The following is a 15,549-nucleotide window of genomic DNA, read 5'->3' on the forward strand; positions in this document are numbered from 1 at the left end:
GACGCTATGCTGAAGCTGGACAACCACAACGCGGCAGCCGGTGCTGCCGCCTTCAAAGAAAAAATGCGTGCGCGCAACCTGCGTTCACCTGCCAAGAGGATGTTCTCATGAGTTATTTCCTTGACCGTTTGCAGTTCTTCAAACGCAACCCGGAAGAGTTTGCCGACGGCCACGGTGTCACCAAAACCGAAAGCCGCGAATGGGAAAATTCCTATCGTGCGCGTTGGCAGTACGACAAGATCGTGCGTTCTACCCATGGGGTGAACTGCACCGGCTCCTGCAGCTGGAAGATTTATGTCAAGAACGGTTTGGTGACATGGGAAACCCAGCAAACCGACTATCCGCGCACGCGCCCGGATCTGCCCAACCACGAGCCACGTGGCTGCCCGCGGGGTGCCAGTTATTCCTGGTATCTGTACAGCGCCAACCGCGTGAAGTACCCGCTGGTGCGCGGCGCGCTGCTGAAGCTGTGGCGCGAGGCGCGCAAGGCCAAGGCGCCGGTGGATGCGTGGGCCAGCATTGTTGAAGACAGCGACAAAGCCAAAAGCTACAAGACCCGCCGCGGCATGGGCGGGTTTGCGCGTGTGCATTGGGATGAAGTCAACGAAATCATTTCGGCGGCCAACCTTTACACCGTGAAGAAATACGGCCCCGACCGCGTGATCGGTTTCTCGCCGATCCCGGCGATGTCGATGATTTCCTACGCCTCCGGTGCGCGTTATCTCTCGCTGCTGGGCGGTGTTTGCCTGAGTTTCTACGACTGGTACTGTGATTTGCCGCCGTCCAGCCCGCAGGTGTGGGGCGAGCAGACCGACGTACCGGAATCGGCCGACTGGTACAACAGCCGCTACATCATCGCGTGGGGCAGCAACGTGCCGCAGACGCGCACGCCGGACGCGCACTTCTTCACCGAGGCGCGCTACAACGGCACAAAGACGGTGGCGATCACGCCCGACTATTCGGAAGTGGCCAAGCTCACCGACCATTGGCTGCATCCCAAGCAGGGCACCGACGCCGCGCTGGCGTTCGCGTTCGGTCATGTGATCCTGAAAGAGTTCCACGTCGACAAGGCCACGGACTACTTCGTTGATTACTGCCGCAAGACCACCGACATGCCGATGCTGGTGCGTTTGGAAAAGCGCGCCGATGGCCGTCTGGTGCCGGACCGCTTCTTGCGCGCCTCCGATCTTGGCGGGTTGGGCGAAGCCAACAACCCCGAGTGGAAGACCTTGGCCATTGATGAAACCAACGGCCAGATCACCATTCCGAGCGGTTCCATCGGTTTCCGTTGGGGCGAGAAGGGCAAGTGGAACATCGAAGAAAAAGACAGCGCCGGCCGCGACACCCGCTTGCTGCTGTCGCTGAAAGACAATCATGACGGCATTGAAGCCGCCAGCTTCCCGTACTTCGGCGGGATCGAGCACGGCAAATGGACGGCTTCCAAATTCGACGACATCTTGGAGCGCAACATCCCGGTCAAGCGCTTGCAGTTGGCCGATGGCAAGGAATGGATGGTCGCCACCGTCTATGACCTGCTGCTGGCGCAGTACGGCGTGGATCGCGGCTTCGGTGGCGGCAATGTAGCCACCAGCTTCGATGACAACGTGCCCGGCACCCCGGCATGGCAGGAAAAGATCACCGGCGTGCCGCGCCATGACGTGATCGAAATCGCCCGCGAATTCGCCAATACCGCCGCCAAGACCCACGGCCGCAGCATGATCATCGTCGGCGCGGCGATGAACCATTGGTTCCACAACGACATGAACTACCGCGGCCTCATCAACATGCTGATGATGTGCGGTTGCGTGGGCCAAACCGGCGGTGGTTGGGCGCATTACGTGGGCCAGGAAAAGTTGCGCCCGCAAACCGGCTGGCAGCCGATTGCGTTCGGTCTGGATTGGAGCAAGCCGCCGCGCCAGATGAACGGAACCTCGTTCTTCTACTTCATGTCCGACCAGTGGCGCTACGAAAAGGTCGAGATGAAGGAACTGCTCTCGCCCTTGGCAGACCCGGCCAAGTTCAGCGGCAGCCAGGCCGACTTCAACATGCAGGCGATCCGCATGGGCTGGTTGCCCAGCGCGCCGCAGCTCAACCGCAATCCGCTCAGTATTGCCAAAGCGGCCGAAGCCGCAGGCAGTACGCCGGCCGACTACGTGGTCAGTCAGCTCAAGAGTGGGGCGATGGATTTTGCTTACGCTGACCCGGACGCACCGGAGAACTTCCCGCGCAACATGTTCATCTGGCGCTCGAACTTGCTGGGCAGCTCCGGCAAGGGTCACGAGTACATGCTGCGCCACTTGCTGGGTACCCGGCATGGCTTGCAAGGCAAGGATCTGGGCGAACGTGGTGCGGAAAAACCGCAGGAAATCAAATGGCGCGATGAAGCGCCGGAAGGCAAGCTCGACCTGCTGGTGACGCTGGATTTCCGCATGTGCACCACTGCCCTGTATTCGGACATCGTGCTGCCTACCGCAACGTGGTACGAAAAGAACGACCTCAACACCTCGGACATGCATCCGTTCATTCACCCGCTGTCGAAGGCGGTGGATCCGGCGTGGGAGGCACGCAGCGACTGGGATATCTTCAAGGGCATCGCCAAGGCGGTGAGCGCAATGGCGCCGGGCGTGCTGGGTGTAGAGAAAGACGTGGTGCTGGTGCCCACCCTGCACGATACCCCCGGCGAGCTGGCGATGCCGCTGGGCGTCACCAACTGGAAGAAGGGCGAGTGCGAGCCGATTCCGGGCAAGACCATGCCGACGATTGCGGTGGTCGAGCGCGACTATCCAAACCTGTACAAGAAGTTCACCTCGCTGGGCCCGCTGCTGGACAAGCAGGGCAATGGCGGCAAGGGCATCAATTGGGATACCAAGGATGAAGTGCATTTCCTGGGTGACCTCAACCATCGCGTGCGCGAAGAAGGCATCAGCCAAGGCCGCCCGAACATCCAGACCGCGATTGATGCCGCCGAATGCGTGTTGCATCTGGCACCGGAAACCAATGGCCATGTGGCCGTCAAGGCGTGGGAGGCACTGGGTGAATTCACCGGCCGTGACCACACCCATCTGGCGGTGGGCAAGGAGCATGAAGCCATCCGCTTCCGCGATATCCAGGCGCAGCCGCGCAAGATCATTTCTTCGCCCACCTGGTCCGGTTTGGAAGACGAACACGTCAGCTACAACGCCGGCTACACCAATGTGCATGAAATGATTCCATGGCGCACGGTGACGGGGCGCCAACAGTTCTACATGGATCACGAGTGGATGCTGGCGTTCGGCGAAGGCTTCATGCAGTACCGTCCACCGGTGGATACCAAGACGATTGCCCCGCTGCACAACATGCGTGGCAACGGCAACAAGGAAATCGTGCTGAACTGGATCACCCCGCACCAGAAGTGGGGCATCCACAGCACCTATTCCGATAACCTGATCATGCAAACGCTCTCGCGTGGTGGCCCGATCGTGTGGTTGTCTGAGGACGATGCGCGGGAAGCGGGGATTGAAGACAACGACTGGATTGAACTGTTCAACGTCAACGGTGCAATTGCCGCACGTGCGGTGGTCAGCCAGCGCGTGATGAACGGCATGGCGATGATGTACCACGCGCAAGAACGCATCATCAACACACCCGGCAGCGAAATCAGTGGCACGCGTGGCGGTATCCATAACTCTGTCACCCGCATTGTGCTCAAGCCCACCCACATGATCGGCAGCTATGCCCAGTTCGCCTATGGCTTCAACTACTACGGCACTGTGGGCAGCAACCGTGACGAATTCGTGATCGTGCGCAAGATGAATAAAGTGGATTGGTTGGATGGCGAAGCAGTGCCTGCCAACGCTCAGGAGGTGGTGTGATGAAAGTACGCGCACAGATCGCAATGGTGCTGAACCTGGACAAGTGCATCGGCTGCCACACCTGTTCGATCACCTGCAAAAACGTGTGGACATCACGCGAAGGTGTGGAATACGCCTGGTTCAACAATGTGGAAACCAAGCCCGGCGTGGGCTATCCCAAGGAATGGGAAAACCAGGACAAGTGGAACGGCGGCTGGGTGCGGACCCGTGCCGGCAAGCTGGTGCCCAAAGCCGGTGGCCGGTTCCGCATGCTGTCGAAGATTTTCGCCAACCCGGACCTGCCGCAGATCGACGACTACTACGAACCGTTTGATTTCGATTACCAGCACCTGCACGAAGCGCCGGACAGCAAGCACCAACCCACCGCACGCCCGCGTTCGCTGATTTCCGGCCAGCGCATGCAGAAGATTCATTGGGGCCCGAACTGGGAAGAAATCCTCGGCACCGAATTCGCCAAGCGCAGCAAGGACAAGAACTTCGAGGGCGTGCAGAAAGAGATCTACGGCGCATTTGAAAAGACCTTCATGATGTACCTGCCGCGCCTGTGCGAGCACTGCCTGAACCCGGCTTGCGTGTCTGCATGCCCGTCGGGCGCGATCTACAAGCGCGAAGAAGACGGCATCGTGTTGATCGACCAGGACAAGTGCCGCGGTTGGCGCATGTGTGTGTCGGCCTGCCCGTACAAGAAGATCTACTACAACTGGAAGTCGGGTAAATCCGAGAAGTGCATCTTCTGCTACCCGCGCATTGAAATGGGCGAGCCCACCGTGTGCTCGGAAACCTGCGTGGGCCGCATCCGCTACCTCGGCGTGCTGCTGTACGATGCCGACCGCATCCAGGAAGCGGCCTCGGTGCCGGCCGAGAAAGACCTGTATCAGGCGCATCTGGACATCTTCCTCGATCCCAACGATCCCAAGGTCATCGAGGCCGCACGCAAGGAAGGCATCCCCGATAGCTGGCTGGAAGCTGCCGTGCATTCGCCCACCTACAAGCTGGCGATTGATTGGAAGCTCGCGCTGCCGCTGCATCCGGAATATCGCACCTTGCCGATGGTCTGGTACGTGCCGCCGCTGTCGCCGATCCAGTCTGCCGCCGAACGTGGCCGGGTGGGCATGAATGGTGAGTTGCCGGATATCGGCTCGCTGCGTATCCCCGTGCGTTATCTGGCCAACCTGCTTACCGCCGGTGATGAAGCGCCGGTGATCCGTGCACTGGAACGGTTGATGGCGATGCGCGCATGGCGCCGCGCCAAGAACGTGGACGGCGTGGAAGACCTGGCCGTGCTCAAGCAAGCCGGGCTGACCGTGGCGCAGGCCGAGGACATGTATCGCTATCTGGCGATTGCCAATTACGAAGACCGCTTCGTGATTCCCACCGCGCATCGCGAATATGCCAACGACACCTTCGGCGAGCGCGGCGGTTGCGGCTTCACCTTCGGCAATGGCTGCAGTGGCGATTCGCCAGCAGACCTGTTCGGTCAGCGCAAGACCACCACGTATGCCGTGCATCCGAACCGGACGGAAAAGTTCGAGGTGGCTGAATGAGTTTGCTCAAGCTCGTCGGCGTGCTGCTGGACTACCCGCAGGATGCGCTGTGGCAACACGGCGATGAACTGCTGGCAGCAGTCGATGCCACTGGCTTGCCAGCAGTGCGGCGGATGCAGTTGGAGACGTTTGTTCGCGAGTTGCTGAAATCGGAGGCGCTGGAAGCCCAGGATCGTTGGCTGCAAACCTTCGATCGTGGGCGGGCAATGAGCCTGCTGCTGTTTGAACACATCCACGGCGAATCCCGTGACCGTGGGCAAGCGATGGTGGATCTGATCGAAGCCTATCGCAAGAATGGCTACGAGCTGGCTGCCAAGGAACTGCCGGACTACCTGCCGTTGGTGCTCGAATATCTCAGTCAACGGCCACAAGAAGAAGCCCGTGATTGGCTGCATCATGTCAGCCATATCGTCGGGTTGCTGGCTGCACGTGCAGGTGAACGCCAAAGCCCTTACACGCTGTTGCTCGAAATCTTGGTGGAGTACGCCGAAGGCAAACTCGACTTGGGCAGCTTGCGGCAACGTGCCAGCCAGGAACCCCGCGACGACACGCCGGAAGTGATGGACCAAGTTTGGGAAGAGGAAGCGGTGCGCTTTGGCACCGAAGCCCCCACCGATGATTGCAAGCCCAACAGCCGCCCCGCATACCGCACAACCAATGCCGCAACCCAACAGGTGCAGCCATGAATTATCTGAATCAATTCTGTTTCCAGATTTATCCCTATATCGCGCTTGCCGTGTTCTTCATCGGTAGTTGGGTGCGTTTTGACAAGTCGATGTATACCTGGCGCACCGGCTCCAGCCAAATGCTTTCCGACAAGGGCATGCGCATTGGCAGCAACCTGTTCCATCTCGGCATTCTTGCCATTTTGGGTGGCCATTTGGTGGGCCTGCTGACCCCGCACGCGCTGTATGAAAGCGTCATCACCGCGCCGCAAAAACAAGTGCTGGCGATGGTGGCCGGTGGCGTGTTTGGCGCGGTCTGTCTGGTGGGGATCAGCATCCTCACCGTGCGTCGCCTGTTCAACCCCCGGGTGAAGGCCACCGGCACCACCGGTGACACCGTGATCTTGCTGCTGCTGTTCGCGCAGTTGTTGCTGGGTCTGTACACCATCGTGCAATCCACCCATCACATGGATGGTGGCGTGATGATGGCGCTGGCCGATTGGGCGCAGCACATCGTCACCTTCCGCTTTGGTGCAGCCGACTACGTGGGCGATGTGCACTGGGTCTATAAGGCGCATATCTTCCTGGGCATGACCTTGTTCCTGGTGGCACCGTTCACCCGTCTGGTGCATGTGTGGAGCATCCCGGTCAGCTATTTCTGGCGTCCCTACCAAGTGGTGCGCCGCCGTCAGCCCGGCCTGCGCTACGGCCCGAGGGCGTAGTCATGAGTGAAAGCAAGCTTGGTAGGCGCGAGCTGCCCATCACCGTCATCGACAGTGGCAAGTCGGTGGCGGAAGAAGCCCACAGCCATGCCCATGACCACAACGACGAAGGCCCGCGCTCGCTGGGGCAGGCCGCGCCAAGTTTCCTGTTTGTGGGTGACACCGCCATCAGCGAGGCCGACATTGCCCGCGAAATGCAGTTTCATCGCGCCATGACTCCGGAAAAATCGCGCGCCGACGCTGCACGTGCGTTGGTGGTGCGTGAGTTGCTGCGCCGCGAAGTGGAACGTCTGGGCCTACAGGGCGATGTGCAAGATGCAGGCAGCGAGGCAATGGAAGAAGCCTGCACCCGCTTGCTGCTGGAGCGCGAAGTCGAAAACCGCGTGCCTACACTGGAAGATTGCCAACGCTATTACGCGCAAAACCCGGAGCGTTTCCATGCACCCGACCGCATTCGCGTGCGGCATATCCTGCTGGGCGCGGCGGTGGATGATGTCAGTGGCCGTTTCAATGCGCGTGAGCAAGCAGAAAAACTCATCACGGAATTGAAGCTGCAGCCGCATTTGTTCACCGACTTCGCGCTACGCCATTCCGATTGCCCTTCCAAAGACGACGGTGGCGAGCTGGGTTGGCTGGAACGTGGCCAGGCAACCCCGGAATTTGATCGCCAAGTCTTTCGTTTGCGTGAGGGGTTGGCGGCATTTCCGGTGGAGTCGCGCTGGGGCTACCACGTCGTTTGCGTGGATGCTGTCGAAAGCGGCGAAGAACTTGCGTTCGATCAAGTCCGGCAGCGGATTTCCGACTATCTTGAATTGCAGGTTCGGCAACGCGAACTCCAGCAATACCTGCAGGGCTTGCAGGAACGCTACGAGGTACGCGGGCTGGACGCCATCGAGGCTGGCGCGGCCTGATTGCAGCAGGACGCGCCGCCGGCAACAGGTTTCTTAACCACCACCGGAAGCACGTCCATGCAGGACTTTTCTCAAATCAGCACTGCCCGCCAGCAGCGGGCGCTATGGCTGAGCACCATTGCCTTTACCACCTGCTTTGCAGTGTGGATGATTTTTTCCATCATCGGCATCCAGATCAAAAAAGATCTGGGGTTGAATGACACCGAGTTCGGGTTGTTGATCGCCACGCCCGTGCTCAGCGGATCAATGCTGCGCATTTTCCTTGGGGTGTGGGCCGACCAATTGGGCGGCCGCAAAGTGCTCACTGCGGTGATGCTGGCCGGTGCTGCAGCCACCTGGATGCTGACCCACGCCCAGACTTATCCGCAATTCTTGATCGCCGCATTGGGCGTGGGGATTGCCGGCAGCTCGTTCTCGGTCGGCGTGGCCTATGTGTCGAAGTGGTTCCCGCCGGAAAAGCAGGGCACCGCACTGGGTATTTTTGGCGCCGGCAATATTGGTTCAGCGGTGACCAAACTGTTGGCCCCCATGGTGATGGTGGCCGCGGGCTGGACGATGGTGGCCAAGGTGTGGGCGGTGGGTTTGGCGGTGATGGCCATTTTGTATTTCCTGTTCACGCAGGAAGACCCGTCGCTGGAGCAGCGTCGCAAGGCCGGTGTCAAGCCGATGCCGTTTGCAGAACAAATGGCACCACTGAAGAATCTGCAAGTGTGGCGCTTCGCGCTGTATTACTTCTTCGTGTTCGGCGGCTTCGTCGCGCTGGCGCTGTGGCTGCCGCGCTACCTGATCGGGGCCTACGGCATGGACGTGAAGACCGCCGGCGTGCTGGCCGCCTGCTATTCGATCCCGGCCAGCCTGTTCCGCGTGGTCGGCGGCTGGCTGTCGGACAAGTGGGGCGCGCGCCGGGTGATGTACTGGACGTTCGGCGTGTCGGTGATCTGCTGCTTCCTGCTGGCCTATCCGGACACGCAGTACGTGGTGAAGGGCATCCACGGCGACATCGTGTTCCACCTCGCCATCGGCATCGTGCCGTTCACCGTGCTGGTGTTCGTGCTCGGCTTCTTCATGTCGCTGGGCAAGGCGGCGGTCTATAAGCACATCCCCGTGTATTATCCGCAGTACGTCGGCGCGGTCGGCGGCGTGGTCGGGATGATCGGTGGGCTGGGCGGCTTCGTCCTGCCGATTGCCTTCGGTGCGCTCAATGATTTCACCGGCGTCTGGACGAGCTGCTTCATGCTGCTGTTCGTGGTCGTGGCCAGCGCACTGGCGTGGATGCATTTCGCCATCCGCCGCATGGAGCGCCGCCGCTTCCCGCAGATCGACCGAGAAACCGACCTGCCGGAAATCATCGACGCGCAGCGGGCCGCGCGCGGATGAGCCGGAAGTGCGACAGAGCCAGCGCTACTGCGCACCGCGGGAATGAGCGGTTTCGGAGGCGTGAGTGGGTTGGTCGTCACCGTGGGGCAACACGGCGGGGATGGAGTGAAAGAATATTTCGAGCTTCAATGCAGAATGGTCGGCCGCAGGTTCAGGGATGCGGGACTTGCGCCGTTGCTTGCCTGTGTCGTCCTGGGGCTGGCCTTTGTCGGCTTCTCGATAGTCTTGTTCCGAAAGACGGAATTTGCGGAATACGTTTACGTTTGTTCCGTCTTGATGCTCGTCGGCAGGCTGTCGGAGAGCCGAAGGTCGGAATTCCTGGAAATCTGCTTCGGCGACGCGGGACTGCGAAAGGTCAGGGTTGTGGAAAACCTGGTTTGTTCGTCGCCTTTCATTGTTTTCCTGCTTTGCAGGCAGTTCTTCCTTATGGTGGTCGTGCTGCTGGTGGCGGTGGTCATCCTGGCGTTGGTCAGGTTCCGTGCAAGGCTGGATTTCGTCATCTGGACGCCGTTCTCGAAAAAGCCTTTCGAATTTTCGACGGGATTCAGGAACACCTTCTACCTAATCCTGATGGCGTATGCGCTGGCGTTCGTTGCCGTTTCTGCAGGCAATTTCAATCTGGGCGTGTTCGCGATGCTGCTGGTCTTTGCCATTGTGTCGAGCTATTACACGAAGCTGGAAAACGAGTATTACGTCTGGACATATGGCGTCAATGCCAGAGGATTCCTGCTTGGCAAGATGAAGATGGCGATGCTTTTTTCGTCTTCCCTTGCCCTGCCGGTGGCGCTGCTGCTGACTGTTTTCTTCCATCGGGATATCGGCATGATCTCCCTTTTCTTCCTGGCGGGTCTGGCGTTCCTGGTTTGCGTGATCGTCAGTAAGTATTCTGCCTATCCCAATGAAATGAACATCGCGCAGGGCATCCCCTTGGGTCTCTGCCTCTGGTTTCCGCCGCTGCTGCTTGTCCTGGTGCCTTGTCTTTTCTGGAAGTCCGAAAAACGCCTTGGCGGTCTGTTGAAATGATAGCGATCAAGGGGCTGTCGAAGAGGTATGGGGCAAATGAAGTCCTGAAGAGCATCGACGTGCAGTTCGACAAGGGTAGGGTGTACGGCATTGTCGGGGAAAACGGTGCGGGAAAGACAACCCTGTTCAGGTGCGTCGCGGGTCTGGAAAACCACGGTGGCGAGATAAGTTCGAGCCTTGAGCCGCTGAAGAACCACCTTGGGCTGCTGCTTGCCGAGCCTTACTTTTTCCCGAAGATCACGGGGGAGGAATATGTCCGACTGCTGTGCAACGCAAGGGGCAGGAAGGTGGATGGCATTGACGGCAGGAATGTGTTTGACCTGCCCTTGGGCAAGTACGCCTCTGCCTATTCAACGGGGATGAAAAAGAAGCTGGCGCTGACGGCAATTCTTCTGCAAGGCAACGAATATTTCGTGCTTGACGAGCCGTTCAACGGGGTGGACATACAGGGCAACATCGTCATTACGGAAATCATCCGTAATTTGAAAGAGCTGGGCAAGACCGTTCTGATCTCATCCCATATCTTCTCGACCTTGAGCGATACCTGCGATGAAATCCATCTGCTGAGCGGCGGACGTTTCATTAGGTCAGTTCGGCAGGCGGACTTTCCGGTGCTGGAAGCTGAAATGAAGCAGGCGGCAATCGGCAGCAGGATCGAGGCGCTGGGACTGACATGACGGGCGGCGGCTTGTACGCTGCCATGTCCTCCACGCTTTTTCTTCCGCACGCCATGCCGACCGCTTCCCTCGAACCGTTGATCGACCTGCGCGGCGCGGGCACCAGCCTGACCCCGCAGCGCGCGAAGCTGCTGCACGCGCTGGATGCGCACGGCTCGATCAGCGCCGCCGCGCGCGCAGTCGGCATGAGCTACAAGGGTGCGTGGGACGCCATCGCCGCGCTCAATGCGTTCGTCGGCGAACCGCTGGTCAGCGCGGAAACCGGCGGCAGCGGCGGCGGTGGCGCGCGGCTGACCGAGACGGGCCGGCGCGTGCTGGCCTTCCATCAGGCGCTGACCGCGCTGCAACAGCGGCTGCTGGCGGGGCAGGGCGAGCCCGCCAGCGCCGGCGACCTCGACCAACTGCTCAAGAGGCTGGGAAATCTCATGCTCCGAACCAGCGCGCGCAACCAGTACGAAGGCACCGTGCAGGCGATCCAGCGCGGCGCGGTGAACAGCGAGGTGATCCTCGATCTCGACGGCGGCGACAAGCTGGTCGCCATCATCACCAACCGCAGCGTCGATGACCTCGGCCTGCGCGAAGGCGGCAGCGCGATCGCGCTGGTCAAGTCCTCGTTCGTGGTGCTGGGCGATCCCGGCGTGCGCACCAGCGCGCGCAACGCGCTGGCCGGCACCGTGTTGTCCTGTCGGGAAGGCGCGGTGAACGCCGAAGTGGAATTGCAGTTGGCCGGCGGCCGGCGGCTGGTCGCCACCGTCACCAACGAAAGCGCGAGGGAACTCGGCATCCGCGAGGGCGTGCCGATGCTGGCGCTGGTCAAGTCCTCGCACGTGATCCTGGCGGTGGCGGTGTAAGCACTCCCGCCGGCACGTGTCCGGTGGGAGCGATGCGGCATCAGAACCGGTAGCTGACGTTGGCGAACCAGGTGCGCCCCGGCATCGGATAGCCCTCGGCCAGTTCGTACCACTTGTCGCCGAGATTGCGCCCGCCGGCTTCGATGTCGAGGCCGTCCAGCGGCGACCACACCAGCTTCGCGCCGAAGCTGGCGTAGCCGTCCAGGCGCAGGAAGCCGCCCTGGTTGCCGGGGCCTGCGTAGGTGACGATGCGGCCCTGTTCCGCTTCGGCCGTCGCCAGCGCCTTCCACTGCGGCGAGAACGTCCACTGCGCATGCGCGAACAGGCGCTGGCGCGGGCTGTTGGTCAGCAGCACGGCGGGATTGCCGAGATTGTCGCGATCCAGCCACGTATAGGCCGCGCCGACTTCGCCGCGTTCGGCGAAGCGCTGTTGCAGCGACAGTTCAACGCCGCGGTTGCGCGCCTTGCCGATGTTCTGCGCCTGGTTGCAGACGGTGCTGCCGCACTGGTTGGAGGCGACGATGGCGTCCTGGATCAGATCGTCGATGCGGCTCTGGAACAGCGATGCTTCCACCTGCGCGTCGCTCCACGGTTGCCCGCGCCAGCCCAGCTCGAAGTGACGCGCGGTTTCCGGTTTCAGGTCGGGATTGGGCAGGGCCGCGCCCATGCGCGCGGAGTAGCGATCCTTGATGGTGGGGAAGCGGGTTTTGTGCGAGACGCTGGCGAACAACTGGCCGTGTTCGCCGAAATCGCGCTGCAGTTCGATCAGCGCGTTGTTGGCGCTGGTCTTGCCGGTCGGCCAGTAATAGACCTCTTTCGCGTCGCGTTGCTCGTGGCTCGCGCCCAGCCGCAGGGTGTAGTCGCCGCCCAGCGTGATGGTGTCCTCCAGCGCCAGCGAAGTGGTGACGTCGCGGTAGTCCTTGGTCGGCGATTTCGGATTGGTGTCCTGGTGGCGGTCGTCCTTGTAGTGCAGCGCCAGATGCAGATCGTGATTGGCGATCGCCTGCGTGGACAGTTCGACGCTGACGCCGCGCGTCTTGTCCGAATAGACGCTGGGGAAGCTGGTATTGAGCAACTGGGTGGCGTAAGTGCCGTCGGCATAGGCTTCCAGCCCGTTGCCATAGTGGTCTTCATAGGCGCGCAGCTTCAGGCCGCTGCTCTCGCCAAGGCCAATGTTGCCGATGAAGTACAGGCTTTCCTTGTCCCACCACGGCCAGCGCCAATAGCGGATGCCGCCGCTGGCGCGGCCGGTATAGACCGGGTTGCCCTTCTCGCCGTCCTGCTTCACGTAGCCGATGGCGAACTCGCTGCGCTCGCCGGGCGCATAGCCGAGTTTGATCGAGGCGCGGCGGTCGCTGCGATAGGCGTTTTCGCGTTCGTCGCCGGTATCGGTGGGCTTGGCCTTGTAGTCCTTGAAACCGTCCGGCAGCGGGAAGCTGTCGGCGTCCAGCCACGACCAGCCCGCTTGCAGATACCAGTCGCCCCGGCGCATGCCGAGATTGGCCGCCGCCTTGCGCTCGCCGCGACTGCCCGCACCAAGGCGCACGTCGCCTTCCAGCGGTTGGGTGGGTTTGCGCGAGACCAGATTGATCGCACCACCCAAGGTGTTGGGGCCGTACAGCAGCGAAGCCGCGCCCTTGGCGACGTGGATTTCGCCAAGGCCGAAGGTGGTGAAGCGGTCGAAGTCGATATAGCCATCGTAGGGGACGTATTGCGGGATGCCATCCAGAAATACCGGCACTTGGCGCGGGTCAAAGCCGCGCACGTACACCATCGCCTCGTTGCGGCTGTTATGCGTCAGCGCCACGCCGGGGGCAGTGGCAATGGCGCCTCGCCCACGGTTTCACGGTTGAGCTGGTCGAGTTGCTCGCGGGTGATGGCGGATTCGCCCGCTGGTGGCTGGTCAGACTTTTTACCTTGTACCACCACCGTGCCAAGCTCGAATGTGTTGCCTTTTTGGGCGATGCCATCCTCGGCATGTGCACTGGTGCAGCAGGCAAGAGCAAGCAATACGGTAGCTGTAAGTGGACGACGGTGCAGGGGGCCTGGGCTGGAGAATGTCATTTTCATAGGGAATGAATTTTTATTAGGGAAAGGTGCTGATGCGCCGGTCAGGTGCGGAATTGGGGGTGCAATAGACTTGCCGCTGCACTTAGCGCACAGCGATGTGTGAATACCTAACCGGGAAAAGTGCGGCACGTCCGTGTGCCACATAGGTTTATTTCATCCGCAACACTTCAATCGAGATGAGGTTGCGCACATGGCGCGGGCCGGTTTTGGTGTCTTGCCCGGAGATCAACAACAGCTGGCCTTCACGCACACCCAGCGGTTTGCCATCTTTTTCCCATGCCACCAGCACGTCCTTGCCAATCGCGGTGTTGTAGAGCTCGTTCCAGGAGAAGGTGACCACGTAGCCATCGGTAGCGCGTGCCACCACCACCATGCGGCGGCCATCCTTGTGGCCATCCAGATTCAGACCTACGGCGTCCAATACGTCGGTCAGCCGCGCACCGCGAAAATTATTGACCTTGCCGACAGTGGCTCCAGACGCGCAGATCACATCCATTGGGCCGCTGTTGCGCGCAGTGAGTTTTTTGAGTGCCGCCACATCAAACGATTGCGGGGCTTTGACCGCACCACTGATACGCACATCGATACTGGGCTTGACGTTGGCCATGGGGACGGGGTTGTCGGCATAGGCAACGTGCAGGGCAGGGGTGGTCAGTAGCAGTGCAGCGAGTACGAGGGGGCGAAGCTTCATGGCAATACCTTCGATATGTGGATATGTATATAGCGATTGGCAGCATAACTAACCCATGCCCGGGCGGGTTTGATTTGAGTCAACTCTTTACGCTGGCGTGTCGCGCCACTGCCGATGCAGTGCCCGCAACTGCCCGGTAAACAGCAATGCCCATGCGCACAGGCCGATGCCGAAGATCACGTGCGGCAGCAGGCCAAGGAAATGCAGTTCCATGGCTTCCATCATGCGCAAGGTACTGACTGCGTACATGCCCAGCGGGAACACCGCGCCCCAGTACATCGGGTCGTAGGTGAATGGGAAGTGGCGTACACCGTGCCGCCAAATCGCCAGGACAATCAGCATTGGAATCCACCAGGTGCCGGTGGCCCAATAGAATACGGTGAAGCCTTTCAGGAACGGCAGCATCGAGTTCAGGAATGGCGCGTGCGGGGTGTTGAGAATCAGCAGTGAGCCGGCCAGTGTGGAAATGGCCATCGCGCCCATGTTGATCCAGTACGGTGGTGACAAATCGGCGGGAGAAAACGCAAAAAACGTGTAGCGATAGAAGATCAGCGACATCATCCAGATGTACAGCATGCCGCCCCACAGCCACATCGACAGTGCGAAGAAATTGAGCTCCATCCGCAGCGGTTGATCCACGTGTTGTGAAATCAGCGCCGCAATTACCGCCATCGATTGGGTGGCCACCACCGCCAGCAGCCAGCCACCATTGATGCCACGCGCAAGCTCAGGCTTGTCTTGCTTGACCGTGAGCACGGTAAAGATGGTGTAGGTGAACAGCACCCAAGCCAGCAGGCCAATACCCCCCAGCAGCGCGGCCAGTGGCAGATTGCCGCCAATCAGCAGGCTTTGGCTGGCAAGGATCGAACAGGCCGCGACGAAGGTGAAAAACCCCGGTGCGTTGAGATGGTTGAATAGATCATCGCGCACGCGCTTGGGGTGCCAGTACAGGTGCATCAACGCCAGCACACCGATGACCACGAACAAGCACCAATTCAGCCAGAACAGACCGATGGCAAGGTGCGGCAGGCCCATCAGATGTGCTGCAAGTGACAGGATGCCGGTGGCCATCACCATGCTGAAATAGCCGGGCGAGAGGGTTTCGGTAGAGGTGCGGACGTGGCGCAGCAGGCGTGGCATCGGCGCACTTCCTTTTTCAAACAAACC

General features: G+C 60.6%; 13 protein-coding genes. 9 read left to right on the top strand and 4 right to left on the bottom strand.

Going from position 1 to position 15,549, the window contains the following annotated elements; translation table 11 throughout:
- The first annotated feature begins 107 nt into the window (after window positions 1-107).
- From K7B09_RS09580 to K7B09_RS09620, 9 genes are read left to right on the top strand one after another with little or no spacing between them, the layout of a single operon-like run.
- Complete coding sequence (locus K7B09_RS09580; protein ID WP_223629238.1) at window positions 108-3,851, top strand: nitrate reductase subunit alpha; 3,744 nt, start codon at window positions 108-110, stop codon at window positions 3,849-3,851.
- Window positions 3,851-5,395 (top strand): nitrate reductase subunit beta, encoded by a 1,545-nt coding sequence (gene narH, locus K7B09_RS09585; RefSeq protein WP_223629239.1) that lies wholly within the window; start codon window positions 3,851-3,853, stop codon window positions 5,393-5,395. The genes K7B09_RS09580 and narH overlap by 1 nt, the downstream gene beginning before the upstream one ends.
- The gene (narJ, locus tag K7B09_RS09590; protein WP_223629240.1) at window positions 5,392-6,081 is read left to right on the top strand and encodes a nitrate reductase molybdenum cofactor assembly chaperone; all 690 of its coding nucleotides are present in this window, start codon (window positions 5,392-5,394) and stop codon (window positions 6,079-6,081) included. Before narH ends, narJ begins: the two co-directional genes overlap by 4 nt.
- A complete protein-coding gene (gene narI / locus K7B09_RS09595) occupies window positions 6,078-6,782 on the top strand; it encodes a respiratory nitrate reductase subunit gamma (RefSeq protein ID WP_223629241.1) in 705 nt (234 codons plus the stop codon). The genes narJ and narI overlap by 4 nt, the downstream gene beginning before the upstream one ends.
- A 2-nt stretch (window positions 6,783-6,784) precedes the next feature.
- Window positions 6,785-7,693 (top strand): peptidylprolyl isomerase, encoded by a 909-nt coding sequence (locus K7B09_RS09600; protein WP_223629242.1) that lies wholly within the window; start codon window positions 6,785-6,787, stop codon window positions 7,691-7,693.
- 57 nt (window positions 7,694-7,750) lie between these two features.
- Window positions 7,751-9,070, top strand: coding sequence for an MFS transporter (locus tag K7B09_RS09605; protein WP_223629243.1), 1,320 nt, complete (start codon window positions 7,751-7,753; stop codon window positions 9,068-9,070).
- 60 nt (window positions 9,071-9,130) lie between these two features.
- Complete coding sequence (locus K7B09_RS09610; protein WP_223629244.1) at window positions 9,131-10,093, top strand: hypothetical protein; 963 nt, start codon at window positions 9,131-9,133, stop codon at window positions 10,091-10,093.
- The gene (locus K7B09_RS09615; protein ID WP_223629245.1) at window positions 10,090-10,770 is read left to right on the top strand and encodes an ABC transporter ATP-binding protein; all 681 of its coding nucleotides are present in this window, start codon (window positions 10,090-10,092) and stop codon (window positions 10,768-10,770) included. The genes K7B09_RS09610 and K7B09_RS09615 overlap by 4 nt, the downstream gene beginning before the upstream one ends.
- 23 nt (window positions 10,771-10,793) lie before the next feature.
- Window positions 10,794-11,621: a TOBE domain-containing protein gene (locus K7B09_RS09620; RefSeq protein ID WP_223629246.1), complete on the top strand. Its 828-nt coding sequence runs from the start codon at window positions 10,794-10,796 to the stop codon at window positions 11,619-11,621.
- A 40-nt stretch (window positions 11,622-11,661) separates the two neighbouring features.
- On the opposite strand, the gene K7B09_RS09625 is transcribed toward K7B09_RS09620, so the two are convergent.
- The 4 genes from K7B09_RS09625 to K7B09_RS09640 all read right to left on the bottom strand — a co-directional run bounded on the left by K7B09_RS09625 (window position 11,662) and on the right by K7B09_RS09640 (window position 15,522).
- Complete coding sequence (locus K7B09_RS09625; protein WP_317851753.1) at window positions 11,662-13,428, bottom strand: TonB-dependent receptor plug domain-containing protein; 1,767 nt, start codon at window positions 13,426-13,428, stop codon at window positions 11,662-11,664.
- The gene (locus K7B09_RS09630) at window positions 13,419-13,631 is read right to left on the bottom strand and encodes a hypothetical protein (protein WP_223629247.1); all 213 of its coding nucleotides are present in this window, start codon (window positions 13,629-13,631) and stop codon (window positions 13,419-13,421) included. Before K7B09_RS09630 ends, K7B09_RS09625 begins: the two co-directional genes overlap by 10 nt.
- Window positions 13,632-13,839: 208 nt before the next feature.
- A complete protein-coding gene (locus K7B09_RS09635) occupies window positions 13,840-14,382 on the bottom strand; it encodes a molybdopterin-dependent oxidoreductase (RefSeq protein ID WP_223629248.1) in 543 nt (180 codons plus the stop codon).
- A gap of 87 nt (window positions 14,383-14,469) precedes the next feature.
- Window positions 14,470-15,522: a tellurite resistance/C4-dicarboxylate transporter family protein gene (locus tag K7B09_RS09640; RefSeq protein ID WP_223629249.1), complete on the bottom strand. Its 1,053-nt coding sequence runs from the start codon at window positions 15,520-15,522 to the stop codon at window positions 14,470-14,472.
- Window positions 15,523-15,549: the final 27 nt, after the last annotated feature.

Origin of the sequence: Thermomonas beijingensis (assembly GCF_020034655.1) — a bacterium.
Taxonomy (GTDB): Bacteria; Pseudomonadota; Gammaproteobacteria; order Xanthomonadales; family Xanthomonadaceae; genus Thermomonas; species Thermomonas beijingensis.

What these genes read in the sequence shown, in the direction of transcription:
- K7B09_RS09600 (WP_223629242.1), top strand. Translation starts at nt 6,785, where the DNA reads ATGAGTGAAAGCAAGCTTGGTAGGCGCGAGCTGCCCATCACCGTCATC.
- narH (WP_223629239.1), top strand. Translation starts at nt 3,851, where the DNA reads ATGAAAGTACGCGCACAGATCGCAATGGTGCTGAACCTGGACAAGTGC.
- K7B09_RS09615 (WP_223629245.1), top strand. Translation starts at nt 10,090, where the DNA reads ATGATAGCGATCAAGGGGCTGTCGAAGAGGTATGGGGCAAATGAAGTC.
- K7B09_RS09620 (WP_223629246.1), top strand. Translation starts at nt 10,794, where the DNA reads ATGTCCTCCACGCTTTTTCTTCCGCACGCCATGCCGACCGCTTCCCTC.
- K7B09_RS09580 (WP_223629238.1), top strand. Translation starts at nt 108, where the DNA reads ATGAGTTATTTCCTTGACCGTTTGCAGTTCTTCAAACGCAACCCGGAA.
- K7B09_RS09605 (WP_223629243.1), top strand. Translation starts at nt 7,751, where the DNA reads ATGCAGGACTTTTCTCAAATCAGCACTGCCCGCCAGCAGCGGGCGCTA.
- K7B09_RS09640 (WP_223629249.1), bottom strand. Translation starts at nt 15,522, where the DNA reads ATGCCACGCCTGCTGCGCCACGTCCGCACCTCTACCGAAACCCTCTCG.
- narJ (WP_223629240.1), top strand. Translation starts at nt 5,392, where the DNA reads ATGAGTTTGCTCAAGCTCGTCGGCGTGCTGCTGGACTACCCGCAGGAT.
- narI (WP_223629241.1), top strand. Translation starts at nt 6,078, where the DNA reads ATGAATTATCTGAATCAATTCTGTTTCCAGATTTATCCCTATATCGCG.
- K7B09_RS09635 (WP_223629248.1), bottom strand. Translation starts at nt 14,382, where the DNA reads ATGAAGCTTCGCCCCCTCGTACTCGCTGCACTGCTACTGACCACCCCT.